Annotated in this window: 9 protein-coding genes; 3 read left to right on the forward strand and 6 right to left on the reverse strand. The window is 65.6% G+C overall.

Going from position 1 to position 15,211, the window contains the following annotated elements; all coding sequences use genetic code 11:
* Window positions 1–10 precede the first annotated feature (10 nt).
* From ARC23_RS04910 to ARC23_RS04920, 3 genes are all read right to left on the reverse strand, one after another.
* Entirely contained in the window at window positions 11–2,296 is a 2,286-nt protein-coding gene (locus tag ARC23_RS04910) for an RHS repeat-associated core domain-containing protein (protein ID WP_238985194.1), read from the reverse strand.
* Window positions 2,233–5,658: a DUF6531 domain-containing protein gene (locus tag ARC23_RS04915; RefSeq protein WP_080393025.1), complete on the reverse strand. Its 3,426-nt coding sequence runs from the start codon at window positions 5,656–5,658 to the stop codon at window positions 2,233–2,235. The genes ARC23_RS04910 and ARC23_RS04915 overlap by 64 nt, the downstream gene beginning before the upstream one ends.
* A gap of 210 nt (window positions 5,659–5,868) precedes the next feature.
* Window positions 5,869–6,873 carry a 2-hydroxyacid dehydrogenase gene (locus tag ARC23_RS04920; RefSeq protein WP_057496194.1) on the reverse strand — a complete coding sequence of 335 codons (1,005 nt, stop codon included), beginning with the start codon at window positions 6,871–6,873 and terminating at the stop codon, window positions 5,869–5,871.
* Window positions 6,874–7,167: 294 nt separating this feature from the next.
* Between ARC23_RS04920 and ARC23_RS04925 the strand changes: the two genes are divergently transcribed.
* Genes ARC23_RS04925 through ARC23_RS04935 form a run of 3 tightly spaced genes read left to right on the forward strand, consistent with a single transcriptional unit; the run spans window position 7,168 to window position 11,467 of the window.
* Window positions 7,168–7,701, forward strand: a complete 534-nt coding sequence (locus tag ARC23_RS04925) for an RNA polymerase sigma factor (RefSeq protein ID WP_080393028.1) — start codon at window positions 7,168–7,170, stop codon at window positions 7,699–7,701.
* Window positions 7,698–8,666 (forward strand): FecR family protein, encoded by a 969-nt coding sequence (locus tag ARC23_RS04930; protein WP_057496195.1) that lies wholly within the window; start codon window positions 7,698–7,700, stop codon window positions 8,664–8,666. The genes ARC23_RS04925 and ARC23_RS04930 overlap by 4 nt, the downstream gene beginning before the upstream one ends.
* An 11-nt stretch (window positions 8,667–8,677) precedes the next feature.
* Window positions 8,678–11,467 carry a TonB-dependent receptor plug domain-containing protein gene (locus ARC23_RS04935; RefSeq protein WP_057496196.1) on the forward strand — a complete coding sequence of 930 codons (2,790 nt, stop codon included), beginning with the start codon at window positions 8,678–8,680 and terminating at the stop codon, window positions 11,465–11,467.
* Window positions 11,468–11,545: 78 nt separating this feature from the next.
* Here ARC23_RS04935 and ARC23_RS04940 read toward each other — a convergent pair whose 3' ends face one another.
* The 3 genes from ARC23_RS04940 to ispH all read right to left on the reverse strand — a co-directional run bounded on the left by ARC23_RS04940 (window position 11,546) and on the right by ispH (window position 15,188).
* Window positions 11,546–12,211, reverse strand: a complete 666-nt coding sequence (locus tag ARC23_RS04940) for a lysoplasmalogenase (RefSeq protein WP_057496197.1) — start codon at window positions 12,209–12,211, stop codon at window positions 11,546–11,548.
* On the reverse strand, window positions 12,208–14,091 hold the full coding sequence (locus ARC23_RS04945) for a M61 family metallopeptidase (RefSeq protein ID WP_057496198.1): 1,884 nt from the start codon (window positions 14,089–14,091) through the stop codon (window positions 12,208–12,210). The genes ARC23_RS04940 and ARC23_RS04945 overlap by 4 nt, the downstream gene beginning before the upstream one ends.
* A gap of 146 nt (window positions 14,092–14,237) precedes the next feature.
* The gene (gene ispH, locus ARC23_RS04950) at window positions 14,238–15,188 is read right to left on the reverse strand and encodes a 4-hydroxy-3-methylbut-2-enyl diphosphate reductase (protein ID WP_057496199.1); all 951 of its coding nucleotides are present in this window, start codon (window positions 15,186–15,188) and stop codon (window positions 14,238–14,240) included.
* Window positions 15,189–15,211: the final 23 nt, after the last annotated feature.

Raw genomic sequence — 15,211 nt, forward strand, 5'->3', positions numbered from 1 at the left:
TGAACATAGATTACTCGCAGGTGCAGGAATCGTCGGCGGCCTGCTTGGCGCCCTTGATGGTACTCATTGCATCGGAATCTGTCGCCCTTCCCTTCAGCATTCCGCGCAGGCCACGCAATGCACCGGAGTAGGTCGTGACCTTGGAAGCCATTCGACCAAACTCTGCGCCATGCGCACCCAGCAGGAACCCTCCCACCTCCTCATAGCTGCTCGGGCGCTCAATGCCGTCGAATGCGGTCATGAAGCCATTGATGCCGTCGTTCATCGTTGCATATCCGTTCGCTGCCACGGCCAGGGAACCCAGCGCCACTTCCGACTGCTCGCCGCCCGCGGCGATGGCCGCCGTCGACAGTGCCGCTGACATTGACGCGTAGCCTTCAACCACATCCGCCACGCCGAGCACCGCTGCCAGCAGGTCGATCTTCTTTTCGTCGTTTCCGCACTCTGCCAGGCCCAGCGGATCAATCCGGCTGAGCGGATTGCTGCCAACGTAGGCGTAGGTATTGGTGCCTGCCGCCAGCCCCACCGGATCGCTCTGCACGTATCGTGCAATGCTGGCGTCATAGTCGCGGAAGCCGTTGTACCACAGCCCGGTCTCCGCATCCTGGTACTGCCCGGGGAAGCCGATGTTCAAGCCACCGATGTCGTCCTGCTGGACGCTGCGGCCAAACGCATAGTTGTAGGCCTTCCAGACTGTGGCGCGGCCACTGTTGCTGACAAACCCCGGCCGCCCGAGGTGATCGGTATGGATGTAGTTGACCTGCCCGCTTCGCCCCAGCCCGACCAGTTCGGCGCCAAACCAGAAGTAGTTCGACCATGCGCCGTTCTTCTGCTCAGCCAGCATCTGGTTCTGCCCGGCGTAGAAGTAGCGGCTGGTTTCGTTGGCGTTGACTTTTGCCACCCGTTGGCCCTGCGCGTTGAGCACATAGTCGGTGACAAAGCCGCCTGCATTGCTGCGGCTCATGCGGTTGAACGGGTTGTAGTCGAAGGTGGTGACCCGACTACCTGCCGTCTCGCTGATGCGGTTGCCGAGCGCATCGTACTGATAGACGCGGCTACCATCCTGGTTGGTGTAGTTGAGCACCCGGTTGCTGGCCGCGTCGATGCTGTACTGGGTCAGCTGATTTCCGGCCTGGTAGCGGTTGTGGTTGCCGCCAGCATCGTAGGACAGCTGGTTGTTGATGCCGAAGCGGGTGAGGCTGGTCAACCGGCTCAGTGCGTCGTAGCCAATGGTCTGTGTCATGTTCGGAGTGACCGCGTCGACGATGCCGGTGATCTCACCGTCGGCACTGTACTGGTAGTCCCAGTAACTCAACTTCGCACTGTTCGGCCCCCATACCGACATCGCCGTCAGACGTCCGTCCAGGTCATGGTTGTAACCGCGCACCAGCCCGTTGCCATAGGCCATGCTCGCCCGTGCACCCGTGGCCTTCCACGTGGCCTGACTGATCACCGGGATCGATGTCCCGCCGACCACGGCAGACAGGGAGGCAAGATGACCGCCGGCATCATAGCCATAGTTGGCCTTGTCACCATTGGGATAGGTAATCTCGCTGAGCCGGCCGATACCGTCATAGGCGTAGGTGGTGCTGTAGTCGGTCTGCTGTCCCTGGACGATGGTGAAGTCGCGTCGGATCCAGATCTGGCCACTGGGCACGAACGCAAAATGAGTGGACGAGTCCGGCGCGGCCAGCCCGCACAACCGGCCTTTGCCCCATGCACACCAGTCATAACTGAACTCGTGCCGCTGCCCTTCCGATTCGATCGAGGACAGCCGCCCCAGTCCATCGTAGGCATAACCAATAGTGCTGCCATCGTTGCGCGTGGTCACCGTGCGCTGGCCTACCGCGTTGTACTGATGACGGGTGGTGCCGGTGTCCGGACTCACCTGCTTGAGCAGCTGACCAAAGCCGTCGTGCTCGTAGGTTGTTGCCAGTCCGCGCGGATCGACCACCTGTATGGGACGATCACCCAGATCATACGCCAGGCGTGTCGTGCCGCCGGCGGCGTCGATCGATTGCACCATCCGGCCCAGTGGGTCATAGCTCATCCGGGTAACGCGGTTCTGTGAATCGGTGACCTGGGTCACCCGCCCTTCTGCGTCGTAGGCATATCGGATGTTCTGGCCGTTGTTGCCGCGCTCGGCCACCACTCGCCCCAACTCGTCGTAGTCGTAGTTGACGCTGAACGTCACGGCGTTCAACCCCATCATGGTCAGCGTAATCATGGACATCAGCGGGCTCCTTCCAGAGTGTCCAGCCACACGGGCGGGGTAACGATCATCGGTTCCTGACAATCGAGGCTGCCGGGACCACCTGGGCAGTACCAGTCAAGATTCTCCACCACGATGCTCACATAGGGATTCGGCCCCCACGCTGCACCACTGGTCGCCATCCGCGCGACGTAGGTGTAAGTCCCGATCCCGACGCCGTTGTGATACGGCGCGACATCGAACTGGAAGGTGGCAACCCCGCCCGGTGGCACAGGGGCCGGCAATCCATGCGACTGGGTAAGGAAGTCCTGCCCCCAGGCGAGGTAGGTGTTGCCGTCCCAAGTGACGTTGCCGGTATTGCGTACCTGCGCGGTCAGGGTGACCTGCTGCCCGTTGTAGATGTGGGTGGAAGACGCGTTGAACGTGATGAACTCCGCATTGCGGACGATCGAAGGAACCGCAAATGCTCCCGACCGGTTGATGGTCAGATTCGCCTGGCCGGCGGGCGAGATGCCGTGCACATGAATGCCCTTGCCGCCATGGGCCTGGCGAAGATTGGCATCCAGCGGCAGCTTGAACCAGTAGGCATTGCCCTTGGCCTGGCAGGCATTGGCAACGTTGCCGTCGGTGGGCAGATTGGCGCGCCCGGAAACAGCGAAACTGCCCACACCCGCAGGGCCCCCAACGTAGGCATGCACATCGATGGAGTCGTTCACACCCACCGAGCAGGCCCACCCCTCAACCGCGTAGTTGCCCTGCCCATCATGCGTGACCCCGCCGATATCGCCGACGATCGTGGCCTGCGGTATCGCGAACACGCCGGATCTGTCCAGCGCCCGGTTGTAGTTGCCGCCCTGCGGAGACAAGCCATAGATGACGATCTTGCGCCCACCCAGCTGCTGCCGCTGAGCGAGCGTCACCGGCAACTCGAAGCGGTAGGCGTTGCCGCCGGCCTGGCATGCTGCGGCCACGCCGCTATCGCTTGCCTTGTTGGCCTGCGTCGCCGCCAGGAACACGCCGCCGTCGGCGTAACCGTGCACTTCGATGGATGCGTTGGAACCGGTAGTGCAGGCCCAGCCCCGCAGGAACCAGTTCCAGTTTGCGTCGTGGGTGATTTCGTCGATCGAGCCCACCACGGAGCTACCCGCTGGGAAATCGGTGTGAGCGACCTCTTTGCGGGTAATGTTCGATGCTGCATCGTAGCTGTAGCGTGTCCACGCGAACGTGCCGTCACCAACCGGCACAACCTCCGAAAGCAGACGGCGGGCAGCATCGTACTCGTAGCGCTCGGTCACGCCATCCGGGCGCGTGATGCTGGCCAGGTTGCCGGCACCATCGTACGCGAAGGTCGTCGTTGCCCAGCTGTTGCCGAAACTCTCGCGCTGGGTGATGACGCGACCACGGGCATCGTAGACATACTCGATGTTCTGGCCATTGAGCGTGGTAACCCGCGTCGGTTGGCCAAGGCCGTTGTGACCGCTGTAGGTGACCGTGTGGCCCAACGAATTGACCACACTGACCAGATCACCCTGGGCGTTGTAGGTCGACGTCACATCATCCTGCGCCAGTGGTCCATCGGTCTTCACCGAGGCGGTCAAGCCATTGCTGTGATAGGTATAGGTGTGGGTGACCGTACGTGCCTGCCCTGTCACGCCACGGCTGCTGAGATTGCGTGCCGTGGTACTGGCCAGGTTGCCGCGCGCGTCGTACGCATAGACCAGCTCGCTGTCACCGACAACGGTAACCTTCAACGGCCGGTTGCGTGCGGTATCCCACTCGTAGGTCGTCGTCCGCTCAGCGCTGCTGCCCACCGCCTCGACCTGCTTCAGCAGGTAGCCTTGGGCGGTGTAGTCGAAATTGATCAGATTGTCGGCGAAGTCATGCACCAGATCCGGATAGCCATTGCCATCGTAGCTGCGCTCCTTGTAGCTCGCCGCGCAACGGGGCGAGGCATCTCCGGCCACCGATACCTGTCGACCATCCTCGTACGAGTAGGTGGTCTTGCGGCCCAGCGGACTGGTTTCCGTTACTTTGATCTTGATCGGGCGCGGCTTGGTTTCCGTCGTACTCGACAGCTGTACTCCACTGCCTGCGGCGCTGCCCAGGTTCGCGCTACCGCCGTTCAGCTGGATCGGGGACGGCAGGGAACGCGGCTGGTAGCAGATGCGACCGTTGCGGGTGTCCTCGCACCAGCCGCGCTCCTCGTCACTGCTTACGCCACCCGGGCGAACCGGCGACGGCGGAGGCGCCACCGGCTCACTGCTCTGCACGGTGTAACTGAAGGTGTACCGTTCGACCCCGCCACTGTGCTCGCTGAGCGTCGCCCGCTTGTTCTCGTCGTAGGCAAAGGTGGAATAGCGCACGCCGTTGAACGACTTGCCGGTCAGGCCTCCCGGGAAACGGCCATCCTCGTAGTGATAGCTGACCGTGGTCGCCGGTGCCCCCGGCAGTATCGTGCTTGCCAGTCGACCACGACCGGCACCGAAGACATTGGCCGTATAGGTGTACTGGTAGATGCTGCCAGACGGATCTGTAACCTTCGTGACCTGTCCGCCGGTCCAGGTGAACTGGACGCTTCGGCCCGATGAGTGGGTGACACTCTGCAGGTACCTGTTGTTGTAGGCGAACGTCCAGGTGACGCCCTGCTCGTTGCGCAACTGGGTGATGTAGCCTTCGGCGTTGTAGGTTTCCGTGCCACGCTCTTCATTGTGCAGAGTGAACGTGCCATCTGCATTCTTGACGATGTAGGCCACCGCCTGTGCTTTGTTTTCGTTCCAGCGGCCACTGCCTGCATCGAACTGGAATTTGATACGCCGGCCATCGGGTCGCTGGTTCCATGCCGTGGCCTGGCCGCCGGAGAATGCAAGGGAGAAGTCGAAATTGCTCAGCCAGTGATTGCCGAACAGGCCCGTCGCACTCCAGTGGTGGTTATAGGTGCGTTGCAGGAACAGGCCCATCTCACCTGCACTGGCGAAGTCCACCTCGGGCTCGATCTTGTTACCCGAATAGAGCACCACGGGATTGCCGCGGACGTCTTCCTTGTTGATCCCGCAAAGATCACTGCGATCGTCGGTCTCCTGCTCCTTGGCGGTCTGCGAAGGCCAGACGCCTCCGTTCCCAAAGCCACCTCCGCCTCCGCCGCCATTGCCTCGTACCCACAACCCGCCCAACGTCGGTGTTGAGGTCAAAGGTGGTCGAACGGTGATCCCAGGCAGGCTGGTGGTGCCACCGGTCGGTGGCTTGACCGTGATCCGGCCGAGGTTGGAAGTGCGTGGTGCAGGGGCGGGACCCGGGCCGGAGCCGGCGCCTCCCTTGTCATCCTTCTTGTAGACGACCTTGGCCGATTTGGCCGTGGAGGGCTCGATGGCCGCACCACAAACAAACACTGCGAGCGTGGACAACAAAAGCAACCTGGAACGGGACGTACCTGTCACGCGGAGCTTCATGCTCTCTCCATGTCCTATGGGTGGATATCAACGAACGGTGAAAATCCTGAACGAATCATGAACCCATCGGATTGTAGCGATCCGTTTCCGGAACACAAGCGTCGAGCATCACCCGGGGCGCAAGCCAACGCCTGCCGAGCGCTTCGCGTTCGCATGGATCCAGAAGGTGGCGTGCAACCTCGCAGAGATCGCGGTCACGGTGTCGCTTTGTCAGCCATTCCCCACCGCATTGTCGCAGGCGCGCCCAGCGGCGAAATCCTGCAGGTTCCCCAGCGTGATCGCCGAGATCTCCTGCAGCGCCTCCACGGTGAAGAAGCCCTGGTGGCCGGTCACCAGCACGTTGGGGAAAGTCATCAGGCGCTGGAAGGCCTCGTCGTCGATGATCTCACCTGACAGGTCCTGGAAGAACAGCGCACTCTCCTGCTCGTAGACATCAATGGCCAGATGACCGAGCCGGCGCGACTTCAGCGCGCGGATCACCGCATGGGTATCGACCAGCGCGCCGCGTGAGGTATTGACCAGCATCGCACCCGGCTTCATCCGGGCCAGCGAGGCGTCGTTGACCAGATGGTGGGTGTCCGGTGTCAGCGGGCAATGCAGCGACACGATGTCGGCGCGCGCCAGCAACTCGTCCAGCCCCACCGCCTCGCCCACGTCCGCGAAGGCCGCTGACGGGTACGGGTCATGCCCCAGCACGGTGCACCCCATGCCCTTGAAGATCCGCGCGGTGGCCAGCCCGATCTTGCCGGTACCGACGATGCCGACCGTGCGCCCATGCAGGGTGCGGCCCAGCAGGCCATCGAGCATGAAGTTGCCCTCGCGCACGCGGTTGTAGGCGCGATGGGTCTGGCGGTTGAGGGTCATCACCAGTGCCAGTGCATGTTCGGCCACGGCCTCGGGTGAGTACGCCGGAACCCGTGCCACGAACAGGCCCAGCGCCTTGGCGGCGGCCAGATCCACGTTGTTGAAACCCGCACAGCGCAGCAGCACGGCGCGCACGCCGTGCGCATGCAGAGCATGCAGCACCGGAGCGTCCAGACGGTCGTTGACGAACACGCAGACGCCGGCGCACTCCTGTGCGAGCGCCGCAGTATGCACGTCCAGCGCGGCCTCGAAGTACACGAACGTAAAGCCTTGCCCGGCCGCGTCGCGCAGGTTGGCCTCGTCCAGGAAACGGCGGTCGTAGGGGCGGGCGCTGAAGACAGCAATCTGCATGACAGGCTCCGGGCAAAGGTCCGCGCCGACCATACCGCAGCCACAGGCAGGGCGGAACGCCTCCGCGGCAGAGCCAGGCTTACGGCTGCCGCCGATGTACACAACGTTCTTTGGACACAGGCACCCCCAGTCGATGGCTGCGCCAAGCATGAATTCATTCACGATCCGCGCAGGGACACATCTCACTCTTCCCCATCCGGTCACGGTCGCGTAAAACTCGAAGGCGCCCCCGCCACCGTTTGTCCGAGGCCAGCCCTGTCCACCCCCTCTCCTCTGCTCCATCACGCGCCGGATCTGTCCGCACCTGCGGATGCATTCATTGCGTTCGTACGGGAGGAACGCGCGCCGTTGTGCGCGTTCCTGCGCATGCGTGGCGTTGGACCGGACGATGCAGAGGACATCGCACAGGATTGCATGGAACGGTTGATCCGCTACCGTGCCCACGGCGCCGACGAACTGCGCCTGCTGCTGTATCGTATCGCCCGTAACCGCCTGGCAGACCGCGGTCGTTCGCCGCAGTCGCGGCCGCACCTGTCATTGGCCGAGCACGAAGGGAACAACGAGCCGTCCAGCTCGTCGCCCGATCCATTGCGCCAGGCCGAGTCCGGACAGATGCTGTCCCTGCTGCGGCAGGCCCTGTTCAAGCTGCCCGAGCGCGCTCGTGAGGTCTACCTGCTCAACCGCATCACCGGCATGAGCTATACCCAGATCGCGCGGCATTGTGGAATTACCGCCAAGACCGTGGAAAAACATATCGCCCGTGCGCTGCAGGGCCTGCGCCAGGAACTCGGATCGGATCCGTTGCACAACGACAGGGACAACGAATGAGCGGCAACCGGCACAAGGACGACGCCCGGCTGTTCGAGTGCGCCAGCGCCTGGGTGGCGCGGCTGGAAGCACCGGACTGCACCGCAGATGAGCGCGCGACGTTCGAGGACTGGCTGGCCGAGAATCCCGCCCATGTGACCGCCTGGGTCCAGGCCGAGCGCCTGTTCCAGCGCGGCCAGGCGCTGGCGGCCGATCCCTGGTTGCGCACGGCGGCAGCACGCGCGGCACGCCCGTCGCGGCGCCAGCGGTGGCCGGCGATGGCGGCGGCAGCCGGCATCTGCCTGGCCATCGGCATCGGCTGGATGGTGGCCGTCGATGGCAACCCGACGCCACTGCGCTATGCCAACGATTCCCTGCACCCCCGGCAGCAGACGCTGGCCGATGGCAGCGTGGTCACCCTCGATGCCGGCACCGCACTGGACGCCCGCTTCGGCTGGCGTCACCGCGCGCTGGTGCTTGAACGCGGGCGCGTGCAGTTGCAGGTCGCACCGTCGAGCAAGGCACTGCAGCTGCGCGCCGGCGACAGCACCATCCGCGATATCGGCACCACCTTCCAGGTCGAGCGCCTGCGCGACGGCCGGGTGGAAGTGGCGCTGCTGGAGGGCGCGGTGGAAGTAAGCAGCGGCAGCGCCCAGCACACCCTGGCACCGGGCCAGCAGCTGCAGGTGTCACCTTCCGGGCGCATCGAGCCAGGCCCGGCGCTGTCGTCCAATGCCGCCGCCGAAGGCTGGCTGCACGGTCGCCTGGTGTTCGACGGCACGCCGTTGTCGATCGTGGTCGAACGCATGAACCGTTACAGCCGTACCCCGTTGGTGATCGCCGATCCGCAGATCGCCGACCTGGCGGTGAGTGGCACCTTCCGCGCCGGTGAAGCACAGGAACTGCTGGCGGCGCTGGAACTGGGGTGGTCCGTGGCTGGCCAGACGCGCCCGGACGGCGCGCTGGAACTGCGCCGCACCTACTGAGGAGAAAGGCGGTGAGGGCAGTACCGGGCACGCTGCAGGCAGGGCTGCGCCGCAGTCTGCTTTGTATCGCGCTGGCGCTCGCCACATCGGCTGCATCCGCGACCGAGACGACCGGCACGCTGGACATCGACGTTGCCGCTGGCCCGCTGGCCCCGGCATTGCAGCAGTGGGCACGGCAAAGTGGCATCGCGCTGCTGTTCGACGCCCGCGAACTGGACGGGCTGCGCAGCAGTGGCAGCCACGGCCGACGCGATGTGGCGGCCGCGCTGAAGGAACTGGTCGCCGGCCTGCCGGTCGCCATCCTGCGTACGCCCTCCGGGGGGTTCGTGGTGCGCCGTACGCGTGCCACCGCGCCAGCGGCCGCTGCGGTGGCCACGCGCCCTGCGCTGGCAGCGCCACGCAAAGCGCCGGATGCACCGCCGCAGGTGGAGCTGGCACCGATCCACGTCACCGGCAGCCGTCTGCCACGCACGTCGGTGCAGACCACGCTGCCGGTGACCATCATCGACCGCGACGACATCCTGCGCAGCGGCTACGGCAGCCTGTTCGATCTGCTGCGGCACCTCCCCGGCATGAACGGCCACCCGGCGATGAGCACCTCGCGCAGTGGTGATTCGCAGTACCTGCCGGTCGGTGCGGCCACCACCACCAGCCTGGACGGCATGGGGCCGCGCGCCACGCTGTTCCTGGTCAATGGCAGGCGCCTGCCGCGCTATCCGATGGTGTCGCTGGAACAGGGCGGCCTCACCGACCTGGGCGGCATCCCGCTCAGCTTTGTCGAACGCATCGAACTGGTACGCGGCGGCGCCTCGGCCATCTATGGTGCCGATGCGATGTCCGGCGTGGTCAACATCATCCTGCGCGACCAGGCCGAAGGCCCCGAGGCGATGCTGCAGACCGGCCTGAGCAGCCGCGGTGACGCCGGCCAGTACCGCGTGCAGGCCGCCACTGGCGGTGTGCACGACGGCGGCGACCGCTGGTTTGCCGGCGTCGACCTGTACCGCATCGAGCACGTGGCCGGTGATCGCCGCGACTGGCATGCAGAAACCTCGCAGTACCTGATCGGCGCGTTCCAGGGCAACCGCTACTGGCCGGCGCGCAGTTGCGAGGCACCGCTGCAGCGCCGCGACGATGGCTGCTGGTTCGACAGCGCGCGCCCGCGTTCGATCCAGCCCGCCTCGGACACTGCCTCGGCCTACCTGCGCTACCGCCACGAGCGTGGCGAGGGGCGCTACGCCTATGCCGAGGCACGGGCCAGCCACAACCGGCAGCGTTTCGACCTAGGGCCTACGGCGGTGGCGATCGGTCTGTACGGTTTCACCTTCAACAGTGTGCTGCGCGAGGCCGGCAATGTACGCCCACGGGTGCGCGCCACCGATGCGGATCTGGCGTTCGGGCTCGGCCGCGAGCAGCGTGGGCGCAGCTGGGATGCCGGTATCAGCGCCCAGCGCAGCGATGTCACACTGGCGACGTCGGGCACCGTACGTACCGAGCCATTGCTGCGAGCGGCCGAAGCGCTCGACTTCCTGCCCGGCTTCACCACGCTGCGCACGGATGCGGCCCAGCAGCTGTTCCCTTCCATCCGCAATCGCGGCCGCACCGAGCAATGGCAGGGCTGGTGGGGCATACAGCGCGAACTGATGCCGTTGCCAGGGGGGCACGCCCAGCTGGCCACCGGTATTGACGTGCGCCAGGAACACTGGACATCGCATCCCGACGCGCTGCTGAGCAAGGGCGACCTGGCGCTGGGGCTGCCGCAGCAACGGCGGCGACTGTCACGCCGCAGCGGCGGCGCCTACGCCGAACTCGGCCTGCCGTTGGCACCCACGCTACGCATGGACCTGGCTGCGCGCGCGGATCGCGATGGCGGCTACAGTGCGTTTTCGCCCCGCGCCGGGCTGCGCTGGAGCCCTACCCCGCACTGGTCGTTCCTGCTGGCCAGCGGACGCGGCTACCGCGCTCCCAGCCTGTTCGAGCAGCGCCGGCCGCCCGGCTATTTCGGTTCAATCGAGCTGCCCGCATCCAGTGCCCTGCCCGAATGCGCGCAGTTCGCCGGCAGTGGCCGCTGCAGTGTCACCGCCGAGGTAGTCGAGAACGATGCATTGAAACCGGAGCGATCACGCAGCCACTCGCTGGCCGCATCGTGGACGCCGACCGATGCGGTTTCGCTGTCGCTGACCCACAACATCGTCGAGCTGCGCAACGAGATCCTGGCCCTGCAACCGGCTGACGCGGTGTGGAACCGCAGCACCTGGGAGCTGGACGAGGACGGCCACCTGCGCAGCCTGCGCCTGTCCTTCGACAACATCGGCCGCACCACCTCACGCAACTGGGTGATGCGCGGCGAATACCGCGTTGATGCCGGGAGCAACGGCCAGTGGCTGTTCTCGCTCGACGCGCTGAAACAACAGGTGCTTCGCCGCGATCGCGGCCAGGACGCGGCGGTGGACCTGCGCGGCCACGTCACCCCGGCGACGGCTGCCGTACTCAACGTGCAATGGCAGAACAGCAACTGGGATGTCGCCCTGCGCGGCAACCAGGTGGGGCGCACGCGCGCCTGGCTGCCCGGCGCGGAATGCCCTGAGGATCAGCGCGAACTGAACCACTGCATGAACCCCCGGCAGCTGCGCTGGAACCTGCACCTGGCGCGCCGGCTCGGCCCTCGGATCGTCGCGGCCGTGGATGTGCACAACGTGCTGGACGCACAGCCGGTGAACTATCTGGTCGGCAACGGCGGGCAGTTGCCGGGGCTGGACGATCCGCTCGGCCGCTACGTCCTGCTGACCCTGCAGTTCCGCTGAGAAAAAGGGGACGGAGGGGATTAAGTCGTATTCGGCATCCATGGCAGAAACGACTTAATCCCCTCCGTCCCCTTTTTGCTATTTCACCGAGCGGGCGATCGCGTACTGCGCGGCGTAGTAGCTGGACAGCACCAGCAGGCTGGCCAGCGGCAGGCCGCCGGCGAAGCGGTCCCAGGCCAGCAGGGAATCGCTGGCCACGAACAGCAATGCACCTGCAGCGGCCCAGCGGCCGCTACGGGCTTCCACGGCATCGGGCCGCGTGCTGCGCCACAGCCGTGCCAGTGCCAGCACCGCCATCGAGGCCAGCACCACCACATACGCCAGCACCGGAATGCGCATCGGTGCGGGCAGGTGCGGCCAGAGGCCCATCACGTTGAGCACGGCAAAGGCACCCAGCAGCACGGTGGCGGCGAACAGTCCGCGGCCCGCGCGCAGGCCGTCGCGGAAGGCCACGATGTAGCAGAGGTGCGCCAGCAGGAATGCCAGCAGCCCCGGCACGAACGCATCCATCGGCAACATCAGCGCGATATCCCCCACGCACGACAGCAGCATGCCGGCCAGCACCGCGCGCCGATAGAATGGTTGCGCGGGATCGTGCACCTGCCAGGCGATGCCTGCGATCAGCAGCGTAGTGGCCGGCTTGGCCAGCCAGTGCAGCCAGCGCCCATCGCCGTGCAGGAACGCGCCGATGATGGCCAGGACCGCCATCAGCAGGATCACGCCGTCGCGCAGGCGTGGTTTCATCGCGCCTTCCACAGCTCTGCCAGGCGATCCGGCGTGCCGGCGATGCGCTCCAGCACCGGGTACTGCAGGCCACCGTGGTAGTCGATGTTCATGGTCTCGATGCGGTCGAACTGCTTGACCAGCAGCACGATCGGCGCCTTGTCCGTTGCCGCAGCCGCTACCGCATCCTTCAGCCGCTGGCTGCTGTACTCGCGCCCGCCAACGGCAATCACCTTCATGCCCGGCGCCAGGCCGGCATTGAACGCCGGGCTGTCCCAGATCACGTCGCCGACCACACCGCTGTCGAGCACGGTCGCGCCCAGCGAGTACGCCAGCAATGCTGCCTTGGCGCGTTTTTCCTGCGCCTTGTAGGCCTCGTTCGGGGTATCGCGGTAGACCAGCTTCCAGCCCGCCAGCGCCAGACCGCCGGTCAACGATCCGTGGCCGTCCAGGCGGCCACGCAGGAATGTGGCCCAGTCATACGGGGCGATGCCGTTCAACGTCGCGACCACGTCATCGAAGGTGTACGGGTTGACGTCCCAGTCGCCATTGCCGACGCCGAAGAACGCACGCGCGAAATCATCCAGGCTGCGCCGGTTGCCACTCAGCTCACGCAGCTTGCCCTCCACTTCCAGCCACAGCATCTGGCCGCCGGAATAGTAGTCTTCGCTCATCTGGTAGTTGCGGTACGGCAAGGTTCGACGCTGGGCGATGGTGGGGTCGTTGGTGGTGTCCTGCAGCGGGCGCCAGGCCAGGCCCGGGCGACCGCGGTCATAGGTGGCGGCCACATTGGCCAGCATGTCGCGCGCCTGCGCGGTGGACCACAGGCCCGAGCGCGCCGCGAGCACCTGGCCCCAGAACTGGGTCTGGCCCTCGTACACCCACAGCAGGCTGTCGCCCATCGGCACGTTGAAGTTGGCGGTAGCCAGATCGGCGCCGCGACGGTACTTGCCGTTCCAGGAATGGGTGTACTCGTGCGGCAGCAGATCACGCATCCACGCGTTGCTGTCCCACTCGGTGAAGTAACCCGGGTCGGCACTGTTCTCGCTGGAACGGTGATGCTCCAGGCCGATGCCGCCGAGGCGGTCGGTCAATGCCAGCAGGAACTCATAGTGGTTGTAGTGACGCGCGCCATAGAGCTTGTCGGCCTGCTGCACCAGCGCGCGGTGCAGGGTGATCTGCGCGTCGGTCGGCTTCAATGACTTGGCGTCGTCAGCGAACACATTGAGGTGCACCGGCACCTTCGCGCCCGGGTCGAGATCGATACGCTGGTAGTGCTCACCGGCGAACAACGGCGAATCGACCAGATGGTCATAGGAGATCGGCTTGAACACCACGGTGTCGCCGTCGCGGCGCGCGGTTTCCAGTGCGGTGGCGAACGACCAGCCCTTGGGCAGGGTCACGCTGGCCTGCGCCTGCAGCTGCCGTGCATCGACACCGGCCGGATACAGCGAGTTGGCGTTCCACTGCAGGTTGAGCATGTCCGGGGTCATCACCACCCGGCCCTGGCTGCCCCCCTGCGAGGACAGGAAATCGAAGTGGGCGACGATCTCGTTGACGCCCTCGGGCACGTCCACCTTGAACGCATAGACGTTGTACTGGTCGCGCTGCCAGGCCAGCGGCTTGCCGTTGGCGGTCACGCGCAGGCCGGCCAGCTTGTCGATCGGGCCAGTGGGCGAATGGTTGCCGGGAATCCACTGCGGATACAGCAGGGTCATCGGGCCCGGCTTGGCCGGCACCGTGGCGGTCACCTTGAAGATGCGACGGGCCAGATCGCGCGCGTCGACATCGATGCGCAGCAGGCCGGGGGCGACGGCGTTGGCCGACGGCGAGGTCTGCGCAAGGGCAGGCGTGGCCGCCAGTGCAAACAGCAATGACATCGCCAAGGCTCGGGTCTTCATCGGGCAACTTCCAACAGCGGAGAATCCTCCGATGCTAGGCCCGTGCGATGGCCGGCCCCATGGCCAAAGGTCATGGGCGGTGCGCGCATCGATGCATGCCCAATAGCGTGCGAACCAGGGTTCGCACCCACCAGAGCCAGGCCCGGTCAGTCGACCAGGCGCAGCCGCAGTTCCTTCGGCAGCGCGAACACCATCGATTCCGGTTCGCCGTCCAGCTCGCCCACGCCGGTGGCGCCCAGCTCGGCCAGCCGCGCCAGCACACCATCGACCAGCACCTGCGGCGCCGAGGCGCCGGCGGTCACGCCGATGTGCTGCTTGCCTGCCACCCAACGCGGGTCGATCTCATGCGCGCCGTCGATCAGGTAGGACTCCACGCCTTCACGGCGGGCCAGCTCACTCAAGCGATTGGAGTTGGAGCTGTTCGGCGAGCCCACCACCAGCACCAGGTCGCAGCGCTTGGCCAGATCGCGCACGGCATCCTGGCGGTTCTGCGTGGCGTAGCAGATGTCGTCGTTCTTCGGGCCCTGCATCGCCGGGAAGCGCTCGCGCAGCGCATCGATGATGCCGCGCGTGTCATCCACCGACAGCGTGGTCTGGGTGGTGTAGGCGAAGTTGTCCGGCTGGTTGATGTGCAGCGTGGCAACCTGCTCGACGTCCTCGACCAGATAGATCTGGCCGGTCCCGGCTTCGCGGTTCCACTGCCCCATGGTGCCTTCCACTTCCGGGTGACCGGCATGGCCGATCAGCACCACGTCACGGCCGGCACGGCAGTGGCGGGCAACCTCGAAGTGGACCTTGGTCACCAGCGGACAGGTGGCGTCGAACACCTTCAGGCCACGGCGCTCGGCTTCCTGGCGCACGGCCTGGGACACGCCGTGGGCGCTGAAGATGACCGTGTTGTTGTCCGGAACCTCGTCGAGCTCTTCGACGAAGATCGCGCCGCGCTGCTTCAGGTCGTCGACCACGAAGCGGTTGTGCACCACTTCATGGCGGACGTAGATGGGCGCGCCCAGCGTTTCGATCGCGCGCTTGACGATCTCGATCGCACGATCGACACCGGCACAGAAACCACGCGGGTTGGCGAGCAGCACATCCATCAGTTCAATCTCCCGGCAGCGGC

This window comes from Stenotrophomonas beteli (assembly GCF_001431665.1).
In the GTDB taxonomy this organism is placed as follows: Bacteria; Pseudomonadota; Gammaproteobacteria; order Xanthomonadales; family Xanthomonadaceae; genus Stenotrophomonas; species Stenotrophomonas beteli.

What these genes read in the sequence shown, in the direction of transcription:
- ARC23_RS04915 (WP_080393025.1), bottom strand. Translation starts at nt 5,658, where the DNA reads ATGAAGCTCCGCGTGACAGGTACGTCCCGTTCCAGGTTGCTTTTGTTG.
- ARC23_RS04920 (WP_057496194.1), bottom strand. Translation starts at nt 6,873, where the DNA reads ATGCAGATTGCTGTCTTCAGCGCCCGCCCCTACGACCGCCGTTTCCTG.
- ARC23_RS04930 (WP_057496195.1), top strand. Translation starts at nt 7,698, where the DNA reads ATGAGCGGCAACCGGCACAAGGACGACGCCCGGCTGTTCGAGTGCGCC.
- ARC23_RS04940 (WP_057496197.1), bottom strand. Translation starts at nt 12,211, where the DNA reads ATGAAACCACGCCTGCGCGACGGCGTGATCCTGCTGATGGCGGTCCTG.
- ARC23_RS04945 (WP_057496198.1), bottom strand. Translation starts at nt 14,091, where the DNA reads ATGAAGACCCGAGCCTTGGCGATGTCATTGCTGTTTGCACTGGCGGCC.
- ispH (WP_057496199.1), bottom strand. Translation starts at nt 15,188, where the DNA reads ATGGATGTGCTGCTCGCCAACCCGCGTGGTTTCTGTGCCGGTGTCGAT.